The organism is Bernardetia aquimarina, from assembly GCF_042180575.1.
Lineage (GTDB): Bacteria > Bacteroidota > Bacteroidia > Cytophagales > Bernardetiaceae > Bernardetia.
The window spans coordinates 5,591,920-5,607,623 of the sequence record NZ_CP170094.1 but is presented as its reverse complement, the minus strand read 5'-3'; the positions used below and the strand labels follow the sequence as shown (position 1 = coordinate 5,607,623).

Below are 15,704 nucleotides of genomic sequence, written 5' to 3'. Positions count from 1 at the left end.
TTATTCTTATTAATTTTAAAACTAGAAACAAAGTTTGAGTACATAAGGTTTTATATGTAACTCTCTTACAATAGCATTATTTTAAATAAAAATCACACTCAATAAAAAAATTATGAAAAAAATATTTTTTGCATCTCTTTTAGGAGCTTTTACTTTTTTGTCTAGCCAAGCTATTCAAGCTCAAACTGTTACAGAAACAAAAAAAGAAACAACTACATTTACCAAAAAATCGGATGACCGTCAAGCACAACTTACCTTTACAAATCGTGAACATGATTTTGGTGAAATTGAAGAAGGTAAAATAGTTGAATATGTCTTTACATTCAAAAATACGGGAAATTACCCATTAATGCTGCAAGATATCCGAACTACTTGTGGATGTACTGCTCCTGAATGGACAAAAGAACCGATTGCTCCCAATGAAGAAGGAAAAATAATTGTTCGTTTTAACTCAGCTCACAAAGCAGGGCAGCAACGAAAAGTAATTACTGTTATCTCAAATGCTTCTAATTCTTCGGAGGCTTTAGTTTTGTTTGGAACTGTTTTGCCTAATGGAAGTGGAGAATAGTCAGTTACCAGTTGAATGAAAATTTCTAATTCTATAAAAAAATGCTATTCCTATTTAAAATAGAAATAGCATTTTTTGATTTAATCTCTTTTTATAGACTAAAAATAGTTTGATTAGTCAGCAAGAGTTCCACCTTCTACTTTTGATGGGTTGATTCCTACAAGCTCTAATTCGAAAACTAAAGTTTTTCCAGCCATTGGGTGGTTTGCATCCAAAACAACACCTTCTTCATTAGCTTCTACTACTACTACTGGAATTTGCTCACCATTTTGTCCTTGAAGTGCAAGCTGATCACCTACTTTTGGATTCATTTCTGGTGGCAATTTGTCTTTAGGAAAAGAAACAACGTTTTCTGGATTTGATTCTCCATACGCTTCTGTTGGTGCTAAAGTGATTGTTTTTGATTCGCTAAGATTCATTCCTTCTACTGCTGCATCAAAACCTTTTATCATTTGTCCTGCTCCTACTTGAAATTCAATAGGTTCTTTTCTATCTCTTGAAGAATCAAAAACGTTTCCGTCTTCGAATTTACCTACATAATGTACTTGTACTAAATCGCCTTTTTTTGCGCTGTTTGACATGCTCTAAAATTAATTGATTATAAAAAAATATCTTCTCTATTCTTTGAAAAAAAATAACTACAATAATTGTAATTGAATCATTTCATAAAATAAAAAAGACCATATTGTGATTTTCTGCAAGGTACGATTTTTTAGCGTAAAAATAAACTTGAGTCTCAATAAGGACTTAATAATTGTTATTTTTTGTGTAAATTTGCTGTTTGCTAATAAAAAATCTATGAAAAGTTATTTTATCTATATTGTTTTATTTTGGTCATTTCTCTTAGTAGGAATAACTGCCATGGTTTCTCTAAAATTTATTCAGAAGAAAGAAGCAAAAGTTTATTATTCTAATCAAAGACAGATTTCAAAGTCTTTTTTATTAACTGATTTTTGTTTTTCGACAGAATCTCGCCATGTTCGCCATCTTTCTATGCCTGAATGGATTGCTCCTTTTCAAGATTTCCCTGCTTATCATGAGCATTTTCCTTCCTCTTCTTTTTTTAAGCCTGTGATTGTTGATTAGGTAATTATAGAAGTTGTTTAAACTTTCTGTATCATCTGTATTGTTGTAGGGAAAAGACACGTCTTTTCCTACTCAGTAGGTAATTTTGTAGTTTAAAATCAAATTACAAACGACTATTTACAGGAAAAGGCATGCCTTTTCCCTACGAAATACCAAATAGTAGAAAAAAAATAAAAGTTTAAACAACTTCATAACTTAGGCAAACTATTTGCAACTTTTTTGCAAATCATTAATAACCTAACTATCTTTTACTTATGAACTTTCAAAAAATAAAACTGTATTCTTTTTTCTTTTTACTTTCTGTTGCTTTATTTTCTTGTGAAGAATTAGAAACTGAGCCAAATCAAGATGCTGATGATACAAATTCGGCAACTAATTTTAATGTAAACAGTCAAGAATTAGTCGATTTAGTGAATAGATATCGAACAGAAGGTTGTAGATGTGGTAGCGAACAAATGCCACCTGTTTCTACAATTACTTGGAATGAAACACTTGCAAAAACAGCTTATTTACATAGCAAAGATATGAATGACAAAAATTACTTTTCTCACACAGGACAAGATGGTTCTAGTTTTACAGAAAGGATGGAGCGACAAGGTTATAGTTGGAGGGCAGCAGGAGAAAATATTGCTAAAGGCTATGCAAATGAAACAGCAGTTATTGAAGGATGGATAGACAGCGAAGGACATTGTAGAAATATAATGAACCCAAATTTTGAAGAAATGGGTGTCGGAAAAGAAGGCGACTATTGGACACAAGTTTTTGGAACACGTTAGAGAGTGGGGTTGGAAATTAGGACATGAGAAATGATTAATTTCAATTTGATAAACTTATTCTTGATTTCCCAAACTCTAAAATCTAATTTCCATTCCCCATCATCAAAGCTATTTCTTCTCCTAATTTACTTCCCAAAGCCACGCCCATTCCACCTAAACGCATTCCTAAAACCACATTTTTTGAATAATTTTGAAGAAGTGGTTTTTTTGTTTTTGAAGTTTCTGTAAAAGCCATAATTCCTGCCCACGTAGTTTCTATTTCAAATTTGTGTTTTGGAATAATAATTTCACTTAATTTTGATTTTAAATCGTCAAGAATTAATTCCGTCGTTTCTAATTTTGTGGTAGTTTCTCCTTCAAAATCCATATTTCTACCTCCTCCTAAAATTATTCTTCTTCCAAAATTTCGGAAGTAATAAAAACCTTCATCCAAATGAAAAGTACCTTTAAAACGTAAATAATTTAAGGGTTTGGTAACCAAAACTTGTCCTCTTCCTGCTTGCAAATCTAAATCTGGAATGAGTTTTTTGGAAAAAGCATTCGTACAAATAGCTACTTTTGAGGCTGTTAGTTCAATATCAGAAAAATTAGATTGTCCGTTTTGTAAAGGATTCTTGATTTTTACAGTTACATTATTTTTTTTTCCTGTATTTCCTTCTATTTCTGTATCTTCAAAACTGACTACTTCACAACCTGTAAAAACAGTAACTCCTCGTTTCTGAACATATTTCAAAAGCGACTTCATCATTTTTCCTGTATGAATCTGTCCCTCAAAACGATTATAGACAATTCTACGGACATGACGAGCATTAAAACCAAAACCTTCTATTAATCCATCTTTGGTTTTGAAGACATTTTGCCCATTAAAAATAGGTTGTAAAAGCTCATTTACGTTGTCTAATTGTTCTATATATGGAATTTGTTTGTCTAAAATAAGCTCATAACCTCCATAATTTTTATAACCTATTTTTTTATTTCCTAAACGATTTCGCAGTTTTTCAAGACCTTCCAAACGGTTTGTTACGAGTTCTTGAAGCTCCGTTTCGCTCATTGTTTCTAAGTCAGAAGCAATTTCTGACAGACTTCCAAAACAGGCAAAACCTGCATTTTTTGTACTTGCACCAGTTGGTAAAAAACCTCTTTCCAAAACAGCTATTTTAGCCTTTGGATTTTTTTCGATAAGACTAGCAGCCGTCGAAAGTCCTGTAATACCAGCACCGACAATAATATAATCGTACTTTTTGAATGATTTATTTTCCCAAAAACTCCACATTTCAGTTATCAGTTATCAGTAAACAGTTACCAGTAAAATACGAATTACTGTAACTGCATATATGTTTATATTTATAGAAAATTAGTTTCTTTTATAGGTTATGATCGATTTAACTTCTTTGCCTGACGGCTTCATAAAGTGCTACACCTGTCGCAACTGAAACGTTAAGCGAACCTACTTTTCCTACCATAGGAAGACTAGCTCTTTCATCTACTACTTCTAGCACTTCTTCTGAAATCCCTACTTCTTCCGAACCCATCACAATCGCCAAGGGCATATCTAGTTCCAAATCATAAATCTGTTTGTCTGTTTTTTCGGTACAAGCGACCACTTTTAAGCCCGATTCTTTCAAAAAATTGACTGCTCCTACCAAACTTCTATATCTACAAATTGGCATGTGCATGAGTGCGCCAGCCGATGTTTTGACTGCATCTGCACCCATTTGAGCCGTTAAGCGTGTCGGAACTACAATTCCATCTACTCCAGTACATTCAGCCGAACGAACAATCGCACCAAAATTTCTAACATCTGTTATTCTATCCAAAATCAAAATCAAAGGATTTTTTCCAGCTTCAAAAGCTCCTGCAACGATATTTTCTAAAGGAACAAAATCAATTTCAGAAATGAAAGCCACTACACCTTGATGCGCTTTACGTGTAATACGATTTAGCTTTTCAGTAGGAACTCGTTGAACATAAATGCTTTGCTTTTTTACAAGTTGCATGAGTTCTGTCATTTCCTCACTTTTGAAGTCTTTTTCTACTAATACTTTGTCGATCGTTTTGTCGCTTCGAAGGGCTTCCAAAACAGGATGCCAACCAAAAATAAAATTAGAAGTTGTTTGTCTTTGATTTCTATTGTGTCGTGAACTGCTATATTCTCTTTTCTCTTTAAAATTGTCGTTTCTCTTATCGTCGTTTGGAGTTTGCATAGTTTTACTTTTTTTGAAATTGCTTTTGTTCTAATTGGAATGCAAAAAAACGAATAAAAGCAAAGATTACCTAATTTGTAATGTTAGGATTGAGTTTATTTATAAAATAATGAGGGGTTAATTTACCTTAATTGCATTTTGAGTAGATTTAGTCAGTTTGAGATTATTATTTATTCTCAATCCTTTGACTTTTTGGTTTTCAATAATTCCGACCCAAATAATTTCATTTTTTGACACTAAAACATAAACAAAACTTCTTTGATAAATTGGTACTTTGAGGTCAGTCAGAAAGTCGCCTATATTTTTTTTGTTATTCATTCCTAGTGGAACAAATTTATCCCCGTTTTGCCATTTTCTCAAAATCAAAGGAAACTCTAATTTATCAAAACTCAAATACATAGCTTCACTTTTAAAATCGGCTTCTTTTGGATTACATTTTTCAAAAGTTAGTGTAATTTTTTGGACTTCATTTTTGAATGTATATTTTTCTAATTTCTTAAAATGAATATTCAAATCAATTAGAAATTCTTCATCATTCTCAATTAGATTATTAATTAACTGGTTTTCTTTTTGAGCCATTAAAACCCATTCTTTTTTGTTGGTATAAAGAATATGCGATTTTGAAATAAATGTCTTTGTTTCTTCTTGTTCATCATTCTTGTTATCATTATCTAACTGTTCTATAATTTGCTTGACTTGTTTGTAGGAAAAGTCTTTTTTTTTCAAAAACTCTGAGATGATAAGCAATGGTTCTATCAAATTATTTATTTCTGAAATAGGTATCAAACTGCTTTTATCTTCCTTTATTAAAATTGTTTTTTCAAATTCCTTTACATGAAATTGAAGTAATTTTTCCATACTTCTCAATCTTTCCGACGTATTTAGAAATGTTTTTTCTATATCTGAATTAATTTCTTTTAAGCGAGGAATAATTTGATGTCTGATAAAATTTCGCTTATATTTTTCGGTCTGGTTGCTGGCATCTTCTCTCCATTTTAGATTATTTTGTTTAGCAAAAATCAAAATTTCTTCTTTTGTAATGCAAAGCAAAGGACGAATAATCGTAGTTTTATTTTTTACAGAATTTTTTCTTTTTGGTAGGATTCCACGTATTCCTGCAATGCCTGTTCCCTTACTCAAATGATAAATTGAAGTTTCTAAAGAATCGGATAAATGATGAGCCGTTGCAATAAAATCGTACTTATTTTCTAAACTAATTCTTTCAAAAAAATCATAACGAAGCTCTCTAGCCATCAGTTGAATTGATTTTTGATTTTGCTCTGCAAGTTGTTTTGTATTGAATTTTATGGAATGAAAAGGAATGTTATTTTTTGTAGCATACTCTTTTATAAATTCTTCATCTTCATCAGATTCTTTTCCTCTCAAAGAAAAATTACAATGAGCAATTCCAATTTGTATTTTTTGATGAAAAGTAGAATTAATTTGTAGTAAAATATCTATCAAAACCATCGAATCTACTCCACCACTTGTCGCCACAAGAATAGATTTATTTTCTAAATCAAAATTATTTCCTTTACAAAAGGATTGAATTTTTTTTAAAATTGTCATAATTTTTTGCTTTCTAACACAATTCCTAAAAAATAGAAGTAGGTTTTTTGTTTTCGTCTATTGCTACAAAACTAAAACTCCCTGTAATGGCTTGTTCTCTTTTTTCGGAATACATTTCTTCAATAAAAATCTCAACGGTTACATCAAGACTTGTATTTCCGACTCTTGATACCTGTCCAATAAGTTCGATAATCGTTCCTGCTGGAATAGGAACTTTAAAATCAATACGGTCAGAAGAAACCGTAACTACTTTTTTGCGACTAAAACGAGTAGCTGTAATAAATGCTACTTCATCCATAAGTTGCATCGCTGTTCCTCCAAAAAGAGTATCATAATGATTGGTTGTATTTGGAAAAACGGCTTTAAAAATACTTGTTTTTGATTTTTTGATGAGTTCTTCTTGCTTTTCTTTTGTTAAGGACATACTATTTTATGTTTGTTTTGTATTTACTACTGACTTTTTAAATCTGACTTCTAATTTGGTTTTCTATTGCTTCCTTCATAAATCTCAAAACGCATAAAACGACATTCCAACGAACCATTAAACATTTTGAGTTTTGGTTTTGATGCAAGCCCAATATGTTTTGCAGCGTCCATATTTGAAGTAATAATCCATGCTGTATAACCAGCCCAGTTTTGTTTTAACGTATCTCCAATTTGAGAATATAAATCAAATATATCTTCGTCTTTGTCCATTCTTTCACCATAAGGAGGATTTATGATGATTATGCCTTTGTCGGCTTTTCGTCTTTTAAACCACGATTTTTCTTTATCTTCGTCTTCTTGTTTAGTCTTTTTTTCTTCTATTTCAGCTATTTCTTCTAGGCTTTTTTCTGGTGGCATCAAATCTTGAAAAGCAATATCTTTCAAATGAATATATTTTTTTAGATTGGCTTCAGCTATGTTTGCTGCTGCTTTTCTTGCTACATTTTTAGATATTTCTCCTGCCAAAATATAAGGCATATTCTCTGTATTTACTTTTTCCATTTCTTCATCAAAAACTTCTTCCCACAAATCAGCATCAAAATTTGACCATTTCTCAAAGCCAAAAAGAGGACGAAAAGAACCTGCTGGAATATTAGCAGCCATCAATGCAGCTTCAATAGAAAGTGTTGCCGAACCACACATAGGATCTACAAAATCACTTTTTTTATCCCATTTAGAAAGCATAATTAGTCCTGCTGCCAAAACTTCATTCATCGGTGCAAGATTGGTTTTATCTCTATAACCACGTTTATAAAGTGGGTCGCCAGAGCTATTGAGCATTACCATACAAACATTATTTTTGATGTATAATTGAATTCTCAAATCAGGATCCATAATATCAACCGACGGACGTTTGTCGTATTTTTCTCTAAATTTATCTACAATGGCATCTTTTGTTTTTTGTTCGATATAACGAGAGTGTGTAAATATATTTGTACTCAAAGTACAATTAATAGCAAGTGTTTCTGTGATAGACAAATACTTTTCCCAGTCTATATTTTTTATTTTGTCGTATAAATCGTGTTCGTCTTTTACTTCAAATTCTGCAATCGGAACAAGCACACGAAGAGCCGTTCTGAGACATAAATTTGCTTTATACATCATTCTCAAATCGCCTTCAAAACTTACAGCACGATTGTTTAATTGAACATTTTTTGCACCTAAATCTTTTATTTCTTGAAATAAAATTTCGTCTAATCCAAACATCGTTTGGGCTGTCATTTGGAAAGTTTCGTTGAGCATTTTTGTATATTTTGTGTCGTTGGTGGAGACACCAACAACGGCGAAGGTAGAGAATAAAATTACCATTGCTCGTGTCCCACGAGCGATATAACTAAATAAAATTCAAAGATAAAGTCTTTTTTTGAAGGCAACTAAAAAACGTAGGAAAAAACTATTCTTTTATCTCTACTTTTACAGAATCCAAAATTTCAACGACTTCTCCATTCAGAAAACGGACAGTTCTTTTATACTTTCCATCTTCATTTGGGTATCCATAGCATTTCCAAATTCCGTTTATATCTTCTGATTTATAGTCTTCTTCTATACTAATCAAAGGAAAAAAGTCATGACAGTAAACTCGTTTTAGTTCCCAATCTCTTCCAAGGCGAGGAAAACGCTTGTAATGTGCGTAAGTAATTTTATCATAATTATTAGATACACTTTCATAGAAAACATAATTTCCTTCTCTGATAGAAAGAAATCCAAAAACAAATTGTATAAAGTTGAATAACAAGATAAATATAAGGCTAAATATAGCTCCAAAACGTATTACTTTTCTAAACTTTACTTTTGAATGAAATCTTTTATTCCAAAAACGAATAATCAATATCAATGAGGAAGTACTCAACAATGAAGCATCTAAAAATCTACTAAGAAAGTCTGGCATACCTAGCAAACAAACATCATAAGGAAGGATAATCAATACTAAACTGATTAAAAATAGTCCAATAATAACTTTATCAAACTTCTTAAATTCTAAAGGTTTTAATTTTTTCTCTGTCTTTTTCATAATCAAATTATAATTCTATCTAAAAGATTTTACGAAATAACGTATATTTGCCTATATCAAAACTACTCAGCAGAAAGAATTAAATTCTTTTATGTCAATTTTGAGTTTTTTATTATAAAACTAGAATTAGAAAATTAACATAGTCAGAAATATGAATATACATTTTATCGGAATCGGAGGAAGCGTTATGCACAATATCGCTATTAGAGAAAAACAGAATGGAAATACCGTTACAGGTTCGGATGATGCGTGGTATGATCCCTCTGAAAGTCGTTTGAAAGAACACGGTTTACTTCCTCAAAAAGCAGGTTGGTTTCCAGAGAATATTACTTCTGATTTGGATAAAATAGTGTTAGGAATGCACGCAAAGGCTGATAACCCAGAACTTGTGAAGGCACAAGAATTAGGACTCAAAATTTATTCGTACCCAGAATATATTTATTCACTTGCAGAAAATAAAGAACGTGTAGTGATTGCAGGAAGTCATGGCAAAACAACAATTACAGCTATGATTATGCACACATTAAGACTTCAAAGTTATCATTTTGATTATCTGATTGGTGCGTATGTAGAAGGATTTGATTCGACTGTTCAGCTTTCAGATGCACCAATTATTATCATTGAAGGCGACGAATATCAAACTTCACCTTTAGACAAAACTCCAAAATTCTTGCATTATAATCATCATATTGGTGTTTTGAGTGGAATTGCTTGGGATCATGCTAATGTCTATCCTGATTTTGAAGAGTATAAAAGACAATTTCGTTTGTTTGCCGAAAATTCAGTAAAAGCAGGTGCGCTTATTTATAATGAAGAAGATAAGCTCGTAAAAGAAATTGTAGAAGGAAACGAAAAAATACATTTTGATACCATTCAATTACCTTATACAACACATCCATCAAGCGTACAAGAAGGAAAAACATTTTTGAAAACAGAACTTGGACAAATGGAAGTTTCTGTTTTTGGAGAACATAACATGTCAAATCTAAATGCTGCAAAAATTGTTTGTAGAAGATTAGGAATTAGAGAAAGTCAGTTTTATGATGCAATGATGTCGTTTAGAGGTGCTTCAAAACGATTAGAATTAGTAGGAGAAAATGACAATATGCATGTTTTTAAAGATTTTGCTCACTCACCTTCAAAAGTAGAAGCAACAATAAAAGCAGTAAAAAAACAATATCCAAAACAACGTTTGACTGCTTGTATGGAATTACATACGTATAGTAGTTTGAATAAAGATTTTATACAAGAATATGCAAATACAGCCAAAACTGCCGATGTAGCAATCGTTTATTACAATCCTGACTATGTAGAAGCGAAAGGATTACCTGCTATCTCAAAGCAAGATTTGAAAGATGCTTTCAAAAGACAAGACTTAGAAGTTTTTACTACCATTGATGAAGTAGAATCTTTTTTAGTAGCTCAAAACTGGAAACAAAATAACCTTTTGATTATGTCTTCTGGAAAAATGGGAGGAATGAATATTGAAGGTTTGGCGAATCAACTTTTAGGCTAGAATAAAGTATGAAGTTAGAATTAATATTATTTCATATTAATTCTAACTTTTTGCTTTTAAGGAACAAGATTTTCTTAAAGTGAATAAGTTGATAGTATAATTTGCTTGTTATCAAGGCATTAAGCTAATAACTTATCACTAATAATTTATAACTATTCTAATCCAAATACTCATAAATTATCTTTGATAACTCTGCAATAAGTGCAGCATTAACCTCATTACTTTCTGTAGAATTTTTTATAAAAATAGCTACTGCATATTTTTTTGTGGGTGTAATAACAATTCCAATATCATTTTCGGCTGCTTTAAGTCCAAACTCTTCTCCTTCTTTAGCTTTTTTACGAAATGAACTTCCTGTTTTGTGTCCTAAAATGATTTTTTCATCTTGTGGTAATCCTGCTTTTATTTTATTGTTTCCTGTCTGTGTTTCGACCATTATTTTCCACAAAAAATCTTGAGTTTCTTTTTTGAGTATTTTTCCTTGATAAAAATGTTTTAATAAAGAAACTGCATCTAGTGGAGTTGTTGTATTTAGATATTGATTATCAAAACTCTCGTGCATTTTTTCTTCACTTGCTGAAATAGATGTATTTTTCAACCCTAACTTTTTTATAAAATGATTCAGTCTTTCTACTCCTTTTTGATTGTATTTTATTCTAACTTCTACGATTTGAGTTTCTGAAAACTTATTTTTTGATTTTTTCTTTCTAATTTTTATATACTCTTTTCCTCCCAAAAGACGAAACAGAATATCACAAGCATTATTATCACTTTTCGAAACCATATAAGAAAGAAGTTCTGTTAATTTTATAGAAACTCCATTTTTGATTTTTTCTTCATACCCTTCTCCATATTCTTTCTTTAAATCATTTCTTAAAGGTGAATAGGTTTCCTCTAATAAATCATTTTTCGTAATAAATAATTCATCATTCAAATTAAACTTTCCTTTATCTACTTCTTTCAAAATAGCCAAAGCTAAATGAAACTTGTAAACGCTCATGGTGGGGAAATTTATATCATTTCTGTTGCCTAAACTATCTGTTAAATTGTCATTCGAATAATTTTTAGACCATCTTTGACTGTCCTTTAAATCAATTATTGCTATTCCAATAGTAGTTTCTTTACTTTTTACAATTTCAGTAAATAGACTATCTAAATTTGAATATTTGAATCTTTTAATACTGTTTTCATAAATACGTTGCCCAAAACAATTCCCAAAACTCAATAAAGAAATCAGACAAAAAAAAGAAAAAAAACGAAAATAGATTTTCATAAGTGAAATGAATGATAGATGAATAAATGTGTTTTTATCAGAAGAATATTTCCTAGAGTAATACCGAAGGAACTTGGTAAGGCAAAAAAAAGAAAATAATACGGACAATGCCAATAAAATACTAAAGAGTTAGGACTTTTTTGTATTTTGTAGGTTAAACTACTAATCACTTTATACTGTTTAATTCCCTTGTTAAAATACCATCTCCGTCTTCATTTTGTTATTTGGCTTTCTAGTCTTGTTCCTTTAGTTGTAAATAATATACAGTTATCGGCTACTGAAATTGTCTTTTATAGGACATCTATGGCTGTTGTATTTTTGGCTATTTGGCTTTTGGTTATCAAAAAGTTTAAATGGGCAGGAAAAAAAACATATTTTTTGATGGGAACAGGAATTCTGACTTTTGCTTATTGGACGTTGATTGTTCTTTCGGCAAAGCTGGCAAATGAAGCTGTTTGTTTGATTGGACTTGCTACCATTCCTCTTTTTGTGAGTATTCTGCGACCCATCTTGGGAAAAGGAACATTATCAGTAGGCGAAGTAATTACAGGATTAAATGCCATTTTTGGAATTTATATTATTTATAGTTCTGATTTTGATTATGGATTGGGATTTTTGTTGGCTCTTTTTGCTGCTTTTTTTGGTGCTTTAGTAACAATTTTTAATGCAGAGTTGGTCAAAGAAGAAGATTCATTAGTCATTACTTTTTATCAAATGATGGGTGCAAGTCTTACAGCTTTTTTATTATTACTTTTTTCGACTTTTTGGGGTGGAGAAGTAGCCAAATTTATTCCTGTAAAATGGAGTTTGAGTTGGAGTGATTTTGCGCTTATTTTTGGTTTGGCTTTAGGCGTTTCTGTGTATGCGTATAGCGAATCAGTACGATTGATGAAATATCTAAATGCCTTTACGGTGGCAATGGTAGGAAATTTAGTTCCTCTTTATGGTATTTTGAGTGTAATTATTTTGTCTTATTTCATTAGTTCGATAGAAGTTGCCAAAATGGATCTTTATTTTTATGCAGGTGGAATTATTTTAGTTTCTGCTGTTGTAGCTCGTCCTTTAGTTGCTTGGTTTTTTGAGGTGTATGAATCAAAACAAGAAAATACAATGCTTCCTCCTACTGATAAAGTAGGTTAATCGTATCTAATTTAAAGGTTTTTTGACTTTTAGCTGCATCGCAGCATGACCGTTAGCTACGCTGACCTTCAGGTGTAGGTTTTAGAAGGTATTATTAATAATCCTAATTCAACTTTTAATGCTAGATTTGGAAACATTATTGAGGTTAAAATACCTAATGGTCAAGTAGCAAGATTTAGTCTTGATGGTAAAACTTTTCATGGATTAGAAACAGAATGAAAGAATTAAAAATAGAAATTGCTAGTCCCCCTGATAGGGAAGAATTGGTTGCAGAAATATGGCAAGACAATCAAATGATTGCAGAAGTAAATCAAGAAAATAATGAATTGGTAATACAAATTTATTTTGAAAATAATTTTATAGAGGTAAATTATAATTCTTTCTTACTTGCTTTGCTTGCAGCGAAAGATAAACTACAGGGTATATAGAATGCCCCTAGTTATCCTTGGTACACGCCTTATCAGTTTGCTGGGAATAAACCTATTTGGGCTACAGACCTCTCGTAGCTAAATTATATTTTTGGACTATGAAAAGCCTCTAAACATTCATCTATCAAAAGTTGTATGTTGTGGTTGTATTTACGAGAATGATGTACAGGATTTACTTTTTTTACTTGCGCTCTGCGTGCCACCAATCCTGAATTTTTAGCAGTACTATGATGATTTTTTAAAGCGAGTTCTTTATCTTCTTCCAAATAATAACTTTCAATAAATAACTCATCAGCTTTTTGAAAAAGATGTACAATTTTTTCAAAATTTTCTTCTGAAGCTAAATGATCCATTACATATCCTAGTTTGTAACCTTCTTCTACAAAAATATAAGAAAAAAGGTCTTTGGCTAGATAATTAGTACCCTCTATTTGAATATTTTTCTCAGGTAAATTTTGTTCAAATGCTTCTTTGAGTTCTTTTACCCACTTACCAGCCTTAAATGGAAAATCTTGAATTTTTGTTTTAGGATAAGTTTCAAATAAATAGGCTATTGAAGGTATGCTGTGATTTAGTGAGGTAAACTTGACATCAAATACATCATTTTTGTAAATGATTTCATCTTTAATAGTTTCAATAAACTTAATATCCCAAGAGGGAGGAGTAATTTCGAAAATAGTAATGGAATCATCTAAACCTATTTCTCTTATTTCATATTTTACAGCATCAGCTTCGATTAAATTCCATGTATAACCCAAAAGTTTGGCTTGTACATTTTTGGCTATTCCTACTGGTCCACAAATAGTAACAGTACGTTGAATACCTAACTGATGCCTAAAAATAGTATCAAAGTTGCAAAAATGGTCAATGTGTGTATGACTAATAAAAATAGCATTTACTTTCAAACAATCTGCAACACTAAGCTGACTAGCCTGCCCACAATCACAGAGATAAACCCAACTATGATTAGGGACAGTAAGCATAAGACAAATATCTTCATTGGGTAAATTTTTGAGCGTGCTGTGTATCATGATTGTTTGCTTTTAATGTATTTAATTGTTGGTTTGAGATTGTATAATAAATCCAGTTAAGCAAACAAAAATATCTGTATCAAAAGTTCCCTAATTTGAAAAAAATCACTCATATTGACATTAAATATCTATAATTCACTATGGTAGGTTTTTACTTCTTCGTTCATTAAATCCCATTGCCATTTCCAAAAAGTTGTTCCTTCTGAAAAAGGATTGTATATAATTTCTTGTGTTATTTCGTCATTATAGCCATTATAATCCATAATGTTTTCTGTGGTTGAACGTTTAAAATATATTTCAGAATTTAATCTTATTTTATCTATTTTTTCTTGTCTGAGTTGTACTAATTCTTTGTTGAGTTCATTCCGTAATTCTCCTAATGTTTTACCAAAATTTCCAACTTTGATATTGTCTTTATAGAGCTTGTTTTTATCTAGATAAGTCCTTAATTGCATTTCTCTTGCTTCTATTCTTTTTAGTCTCTCTTTATACATCTTTGTATTGTTCCATGGATGATGTAGTCCTAGTGCATGTCCTAATTCGTGTACAAAGGAAATATATCCACCTCCTACAGCACTAGGATTCATCATAATATAATTACTATTTCTTGGGTAAACTTTTGCGTGTCCAAGTTCCATACCTTGTTGTTGCAGGGAACTCATCAAAAATAGTATTCCATCGTAAGGTTTATTTTTTTCAACATACTCTTTGTAAATTTCGTCATCAAATCCTTTATTATATCTTGGAATACTTTGTTTTCCTTTATTATCTGCAAATACAAAAAGTAATTTTTTTTCTCTATATCTCTCTACATCTACTATAAAATCTTCAGTTTCATCAAATACAATATTAATTAATGCTTGATTAAAATATTTACTCTTGAATTTTTCCTTTAATTCATTCATCCATTCTAAAGTCATCTGATCGAATACTTTTTCATTATAAGTATTATCTTTCTCATTTCCTTTTAGCCTTAAAAACTTGATTTTTAATGTATTCAAATTGTGATTAGCATAAAAACACACTTTACCTACTACAATTTTATCTTGATTTATTATTTCTATCGTGGTATTTACAGTTAATGGTTTATTACATTCTATAATTACTTCTTTATTTTGTGCTTCAGATAAAGGAAATTTATTAGGGATAAATTTAATACCATCAACAGATTTAAACTCAATACTATCAGTATTAATATCTTCGTTTGTTTCCACTTCAATCCTCAATTTTACTCCTATCTGATTAGGAAACATACTTATCCAAGGAATTAAATATTCTTGGTTTGTTAAAGTTATTGGTTGATAAACTTTTTTCAACTCTTCATAACTCAAACAAGTTTTTTTATAATCTTTTCGCATCCAATCAAATCCAAATTCACCATCATAATTATTCAATCTACGTAAATGAATAATATATCCTGTAGAATTTTCTTTACAAGACTGACAACTTATACACATTAAAAACAATAAAATATATAATATGATTTTCATAAATCTATTTTTTTATGTGCTAAAAAATAAGGTTCTCTGACAATTTTGCACTATGTCGTTGGTGTTCCACCATAGCCGTAAGAGAAATCCTACCAATATGTAGTTCCTAACAGAACAGAATACACT

Annotated in this window: 16 protein-coding genes; 6 read left to right on the top strand and 10 right to left on the bottom strand. The window is 30.8% G+C overall.

What is annotated here, in order from left to right:
• Window positions 1-112 precede the first annotated feature (112 nt).
• Window positions 113-568: a DUF1573 domain-containing protein gene (locus ACE193_RS24150; RefSeq protein ID WP_375560750.1), complete on the top strand. Its 456-nt coding sequence runs from the start codon at window positions 113-115 to the stop codon at window positions 566-568.
• 113 nt (window positions 569-681) lie between these two features.
• Here ACE193_RS24150 and ACE193_RS24145 read toward each other — a convergent pair whose 3' ends face one another.
• Entirely contained in the window at window positions 682-1,149 is a 468-nt protein-coding gene (locus tag ACE193_RS24145; RefSeq protein WP_375560749.1) for a peptidylprolyl isomerase, read from the bottom strand.
• Window positions 1,150-1,366: 217 nt separating this feature from the next.
• Here ACE193_RS24145 and ACE193_RS24140 point away from each other — a divergent pair, with 217 nt between their 5' ends.
• Window positions 1,367-1,654, top strand: a complete 288-nt coding sequence (locus ACE193_RS24140; RefSeq protein WP_375560748.1) for a hypothetical protein — start codon at window positions 1,367-1,369, stop codon at window positions 1,652-1,654.
• Between the two features lie 254 nt (window positions 1,655-1,908).
• Window positions 1,909-2,430 carry a CAP domain-containing protein gene (locus ACE193_RS24135; protein WP_375560747.1) on the top strand — a complete coding sequence of 174 codons (522 nt, stop codon included), beginning with the start codon at window positions 1,909-1,911 and terminating at the stop codon, window positions 2,428-2,430.
• An 82-nt stretch (window positions 2,431-2,512) separates the two neighbouring features.
• Here the strand turns inward: ACE193_RS24135 and ACE193_RS24130 are convergent, their stop codons facing one another.
• The 6 genes from ACE193_RS24130 to ACE193_RS24105 form a co-directional block, all read right to left on the bottom strand.
• On the bottom strand, window positions 2,513-3,703 hold the full coding sequence (locus ACE193_RS24130; RefSeq protein WP_375560746.1) for an NAD(P)/FAD-dependent oxidoreductase: 1,191 nt from the start codon (window positions 3,701-3,703) through the stop codon (window positions 2,513-2,515).
• A 109-nt stretch (window positions 3,704-3,812) separates the two neighbouring features.
• On the bottom strand, window positions 3,813-4,634 hold the full coding sequence (gene rlmB / locus ACE193_RS24125; RefSeq protein WP_375560745.1) for a 23S rRNA (guanosine(2251)-2'-O)-methyltransferase RlmB: 822 nt from the start codon (window positions 4,632-4,634) through the stop codon (window positions 3,813-3,815).
• 117 nt (window positions 4,635-4,751) lie between these two features.
• Window positions 4,752-6,203 (bottom strand): tRNA lysidine(34) synthetase TilS, encoded by a 1,452-nt coding sequence (gene tilS / locus ACE193_RS24120; RefSeq protein WP_375560744.1) that lies wholly within the window; start codon window positions 6,201-6,203, stop codon window positions 4,752-4,754.
• A gap of 25 nt (window positions 6,204-6,228) precedes the next feature.
• Window positions 6,229-6,627 carry an acyl-CoA thioesterase gene (locus ACE193_RS24115; RefSeq protein ID WP_375560743.1) on the bottom strand — a complete coding sequence of 133 codons (399 nt, stop codon included), beginning with the start codon at window positions 6,625-6,627 and terminating at the stop codon, window positions 6,229-6,231.
• 50 nt (window positions 6,628-6,677) lie between these two features.
• Window positions 6,678-7,931, bottom strand: a complete 1,254-nt coding sequence (locus tag ACE193_RS24110; protein WP_375560742.1) for a class I SAM-dependent RNA methyltransferase — start codon at window positions 7,929-7,931, stop codon at window positions 6,678-6,680.
• Between the two features lie 151 nt (window positions 7,932-8,082).
• Window positions 8,083-8,700, bottom strand: a complete 618-nt coding sequence (locus tag ACE193_RS24105; protein WP_375560741.1) for a hypothetical protein — start codon at window positions 8,698-8,700, stop codon at window positions 8,083-8,085.
• Between the two features lie 151 nt (window positions 8,701-8,851).
• Here ACE193_RS24105 and murC point away from each other — a divergent pair, with 151 nt between their 5' ends.
• On the top strand, window positions 8,852-10,216 hold the full coding sequence (gene murC, locus ACE193_RS24100; protein WP_375560740.1) for a UDP-N-acetylmuramate--L-alanine ligase: 1,365 nt from the start codon (window positions 8,852-8,854) through the stop codon (window positions 10,214-10,216).
• Between the two features lie 157 nt (window positions 10,217-10,373).
• Here murC and ACE193_RS24095 read toward each other — a convergent pair whose 3' ends face one another.
• On the bottom strand, window positions 10,374-11,489 hold the full coding sequence (locus ACE193_RS24095) for a serine hydrolase (protein ID WP_375560739.1): 1,116 nt from the start codon (window positions 11,487-11,489) through the stop codon (window positions 10,374-10,376).
• 189 nt (window positions 11,490-11,678) lie between these two features.
• Here ACE193_RS24095 and ACE193_RS24090 point away from each other — a divergent pair, with 189 nt between their 5' ends.
• Both ACE193_RS24090 and ACE193_RS24085 read left to right on the top strand, forming a co-directional pair.
• Entirely contained in the window at window positions 11,679-12,629 is a 951-nt protein-coding gene (locus ACE193_RS24090) for a DMT family transporter (RefSeq protein WP_375560738.1), read from the top strand.
• A gap of 215 nt (window positions 12,630-12,844) precedes the next feature.
• Window positions 12,845-13,057: a hypothetical protein gene (locus ACE193_RS24085; RefSeq protein WP_375560737.1), complete on the top strand. Its 213-nt coding sequence runs from the start codon at window positions 12,845-12,847 to the stop codon at window positions 13,055-13,057.
• A gap of 83 nt (window positions 13,058-13,140) precedes the next feature.
• Here the strand turns inward: ACE193_RS24085 and ACE193_RS24080 are convergent, their stop codons facing one another.
• Both ACE193_RS24080 and ACE193_RS24075 read right to left on the bottom strand, forming a co-directional pair.
• Complete coding sequence (locus ACE193_RS24080) at window positions 13,141-14,088, bottom strand: peptidase (RefSeq protein WP_375560736.1); 948 nt, start codon at window positions 14,086-14,088, stop codon at window positions 13,141-13,143.
• Between the two features lie 128 nt (window positions 14,089-14,216).
• On the bottom strand, window positions 14,217-15,578 hold the full coding sequence (locus ACE193_RS24075; RefSeq protein ID WP_375560735.1) for a hypothetical protein: 1,362 nt from the start codon (window positions 15,576-15,578) through the stop codon (window positions 14,217-14,219).
• Window positions 15,579-15,704: the final 126 nt, after the last annotated feature.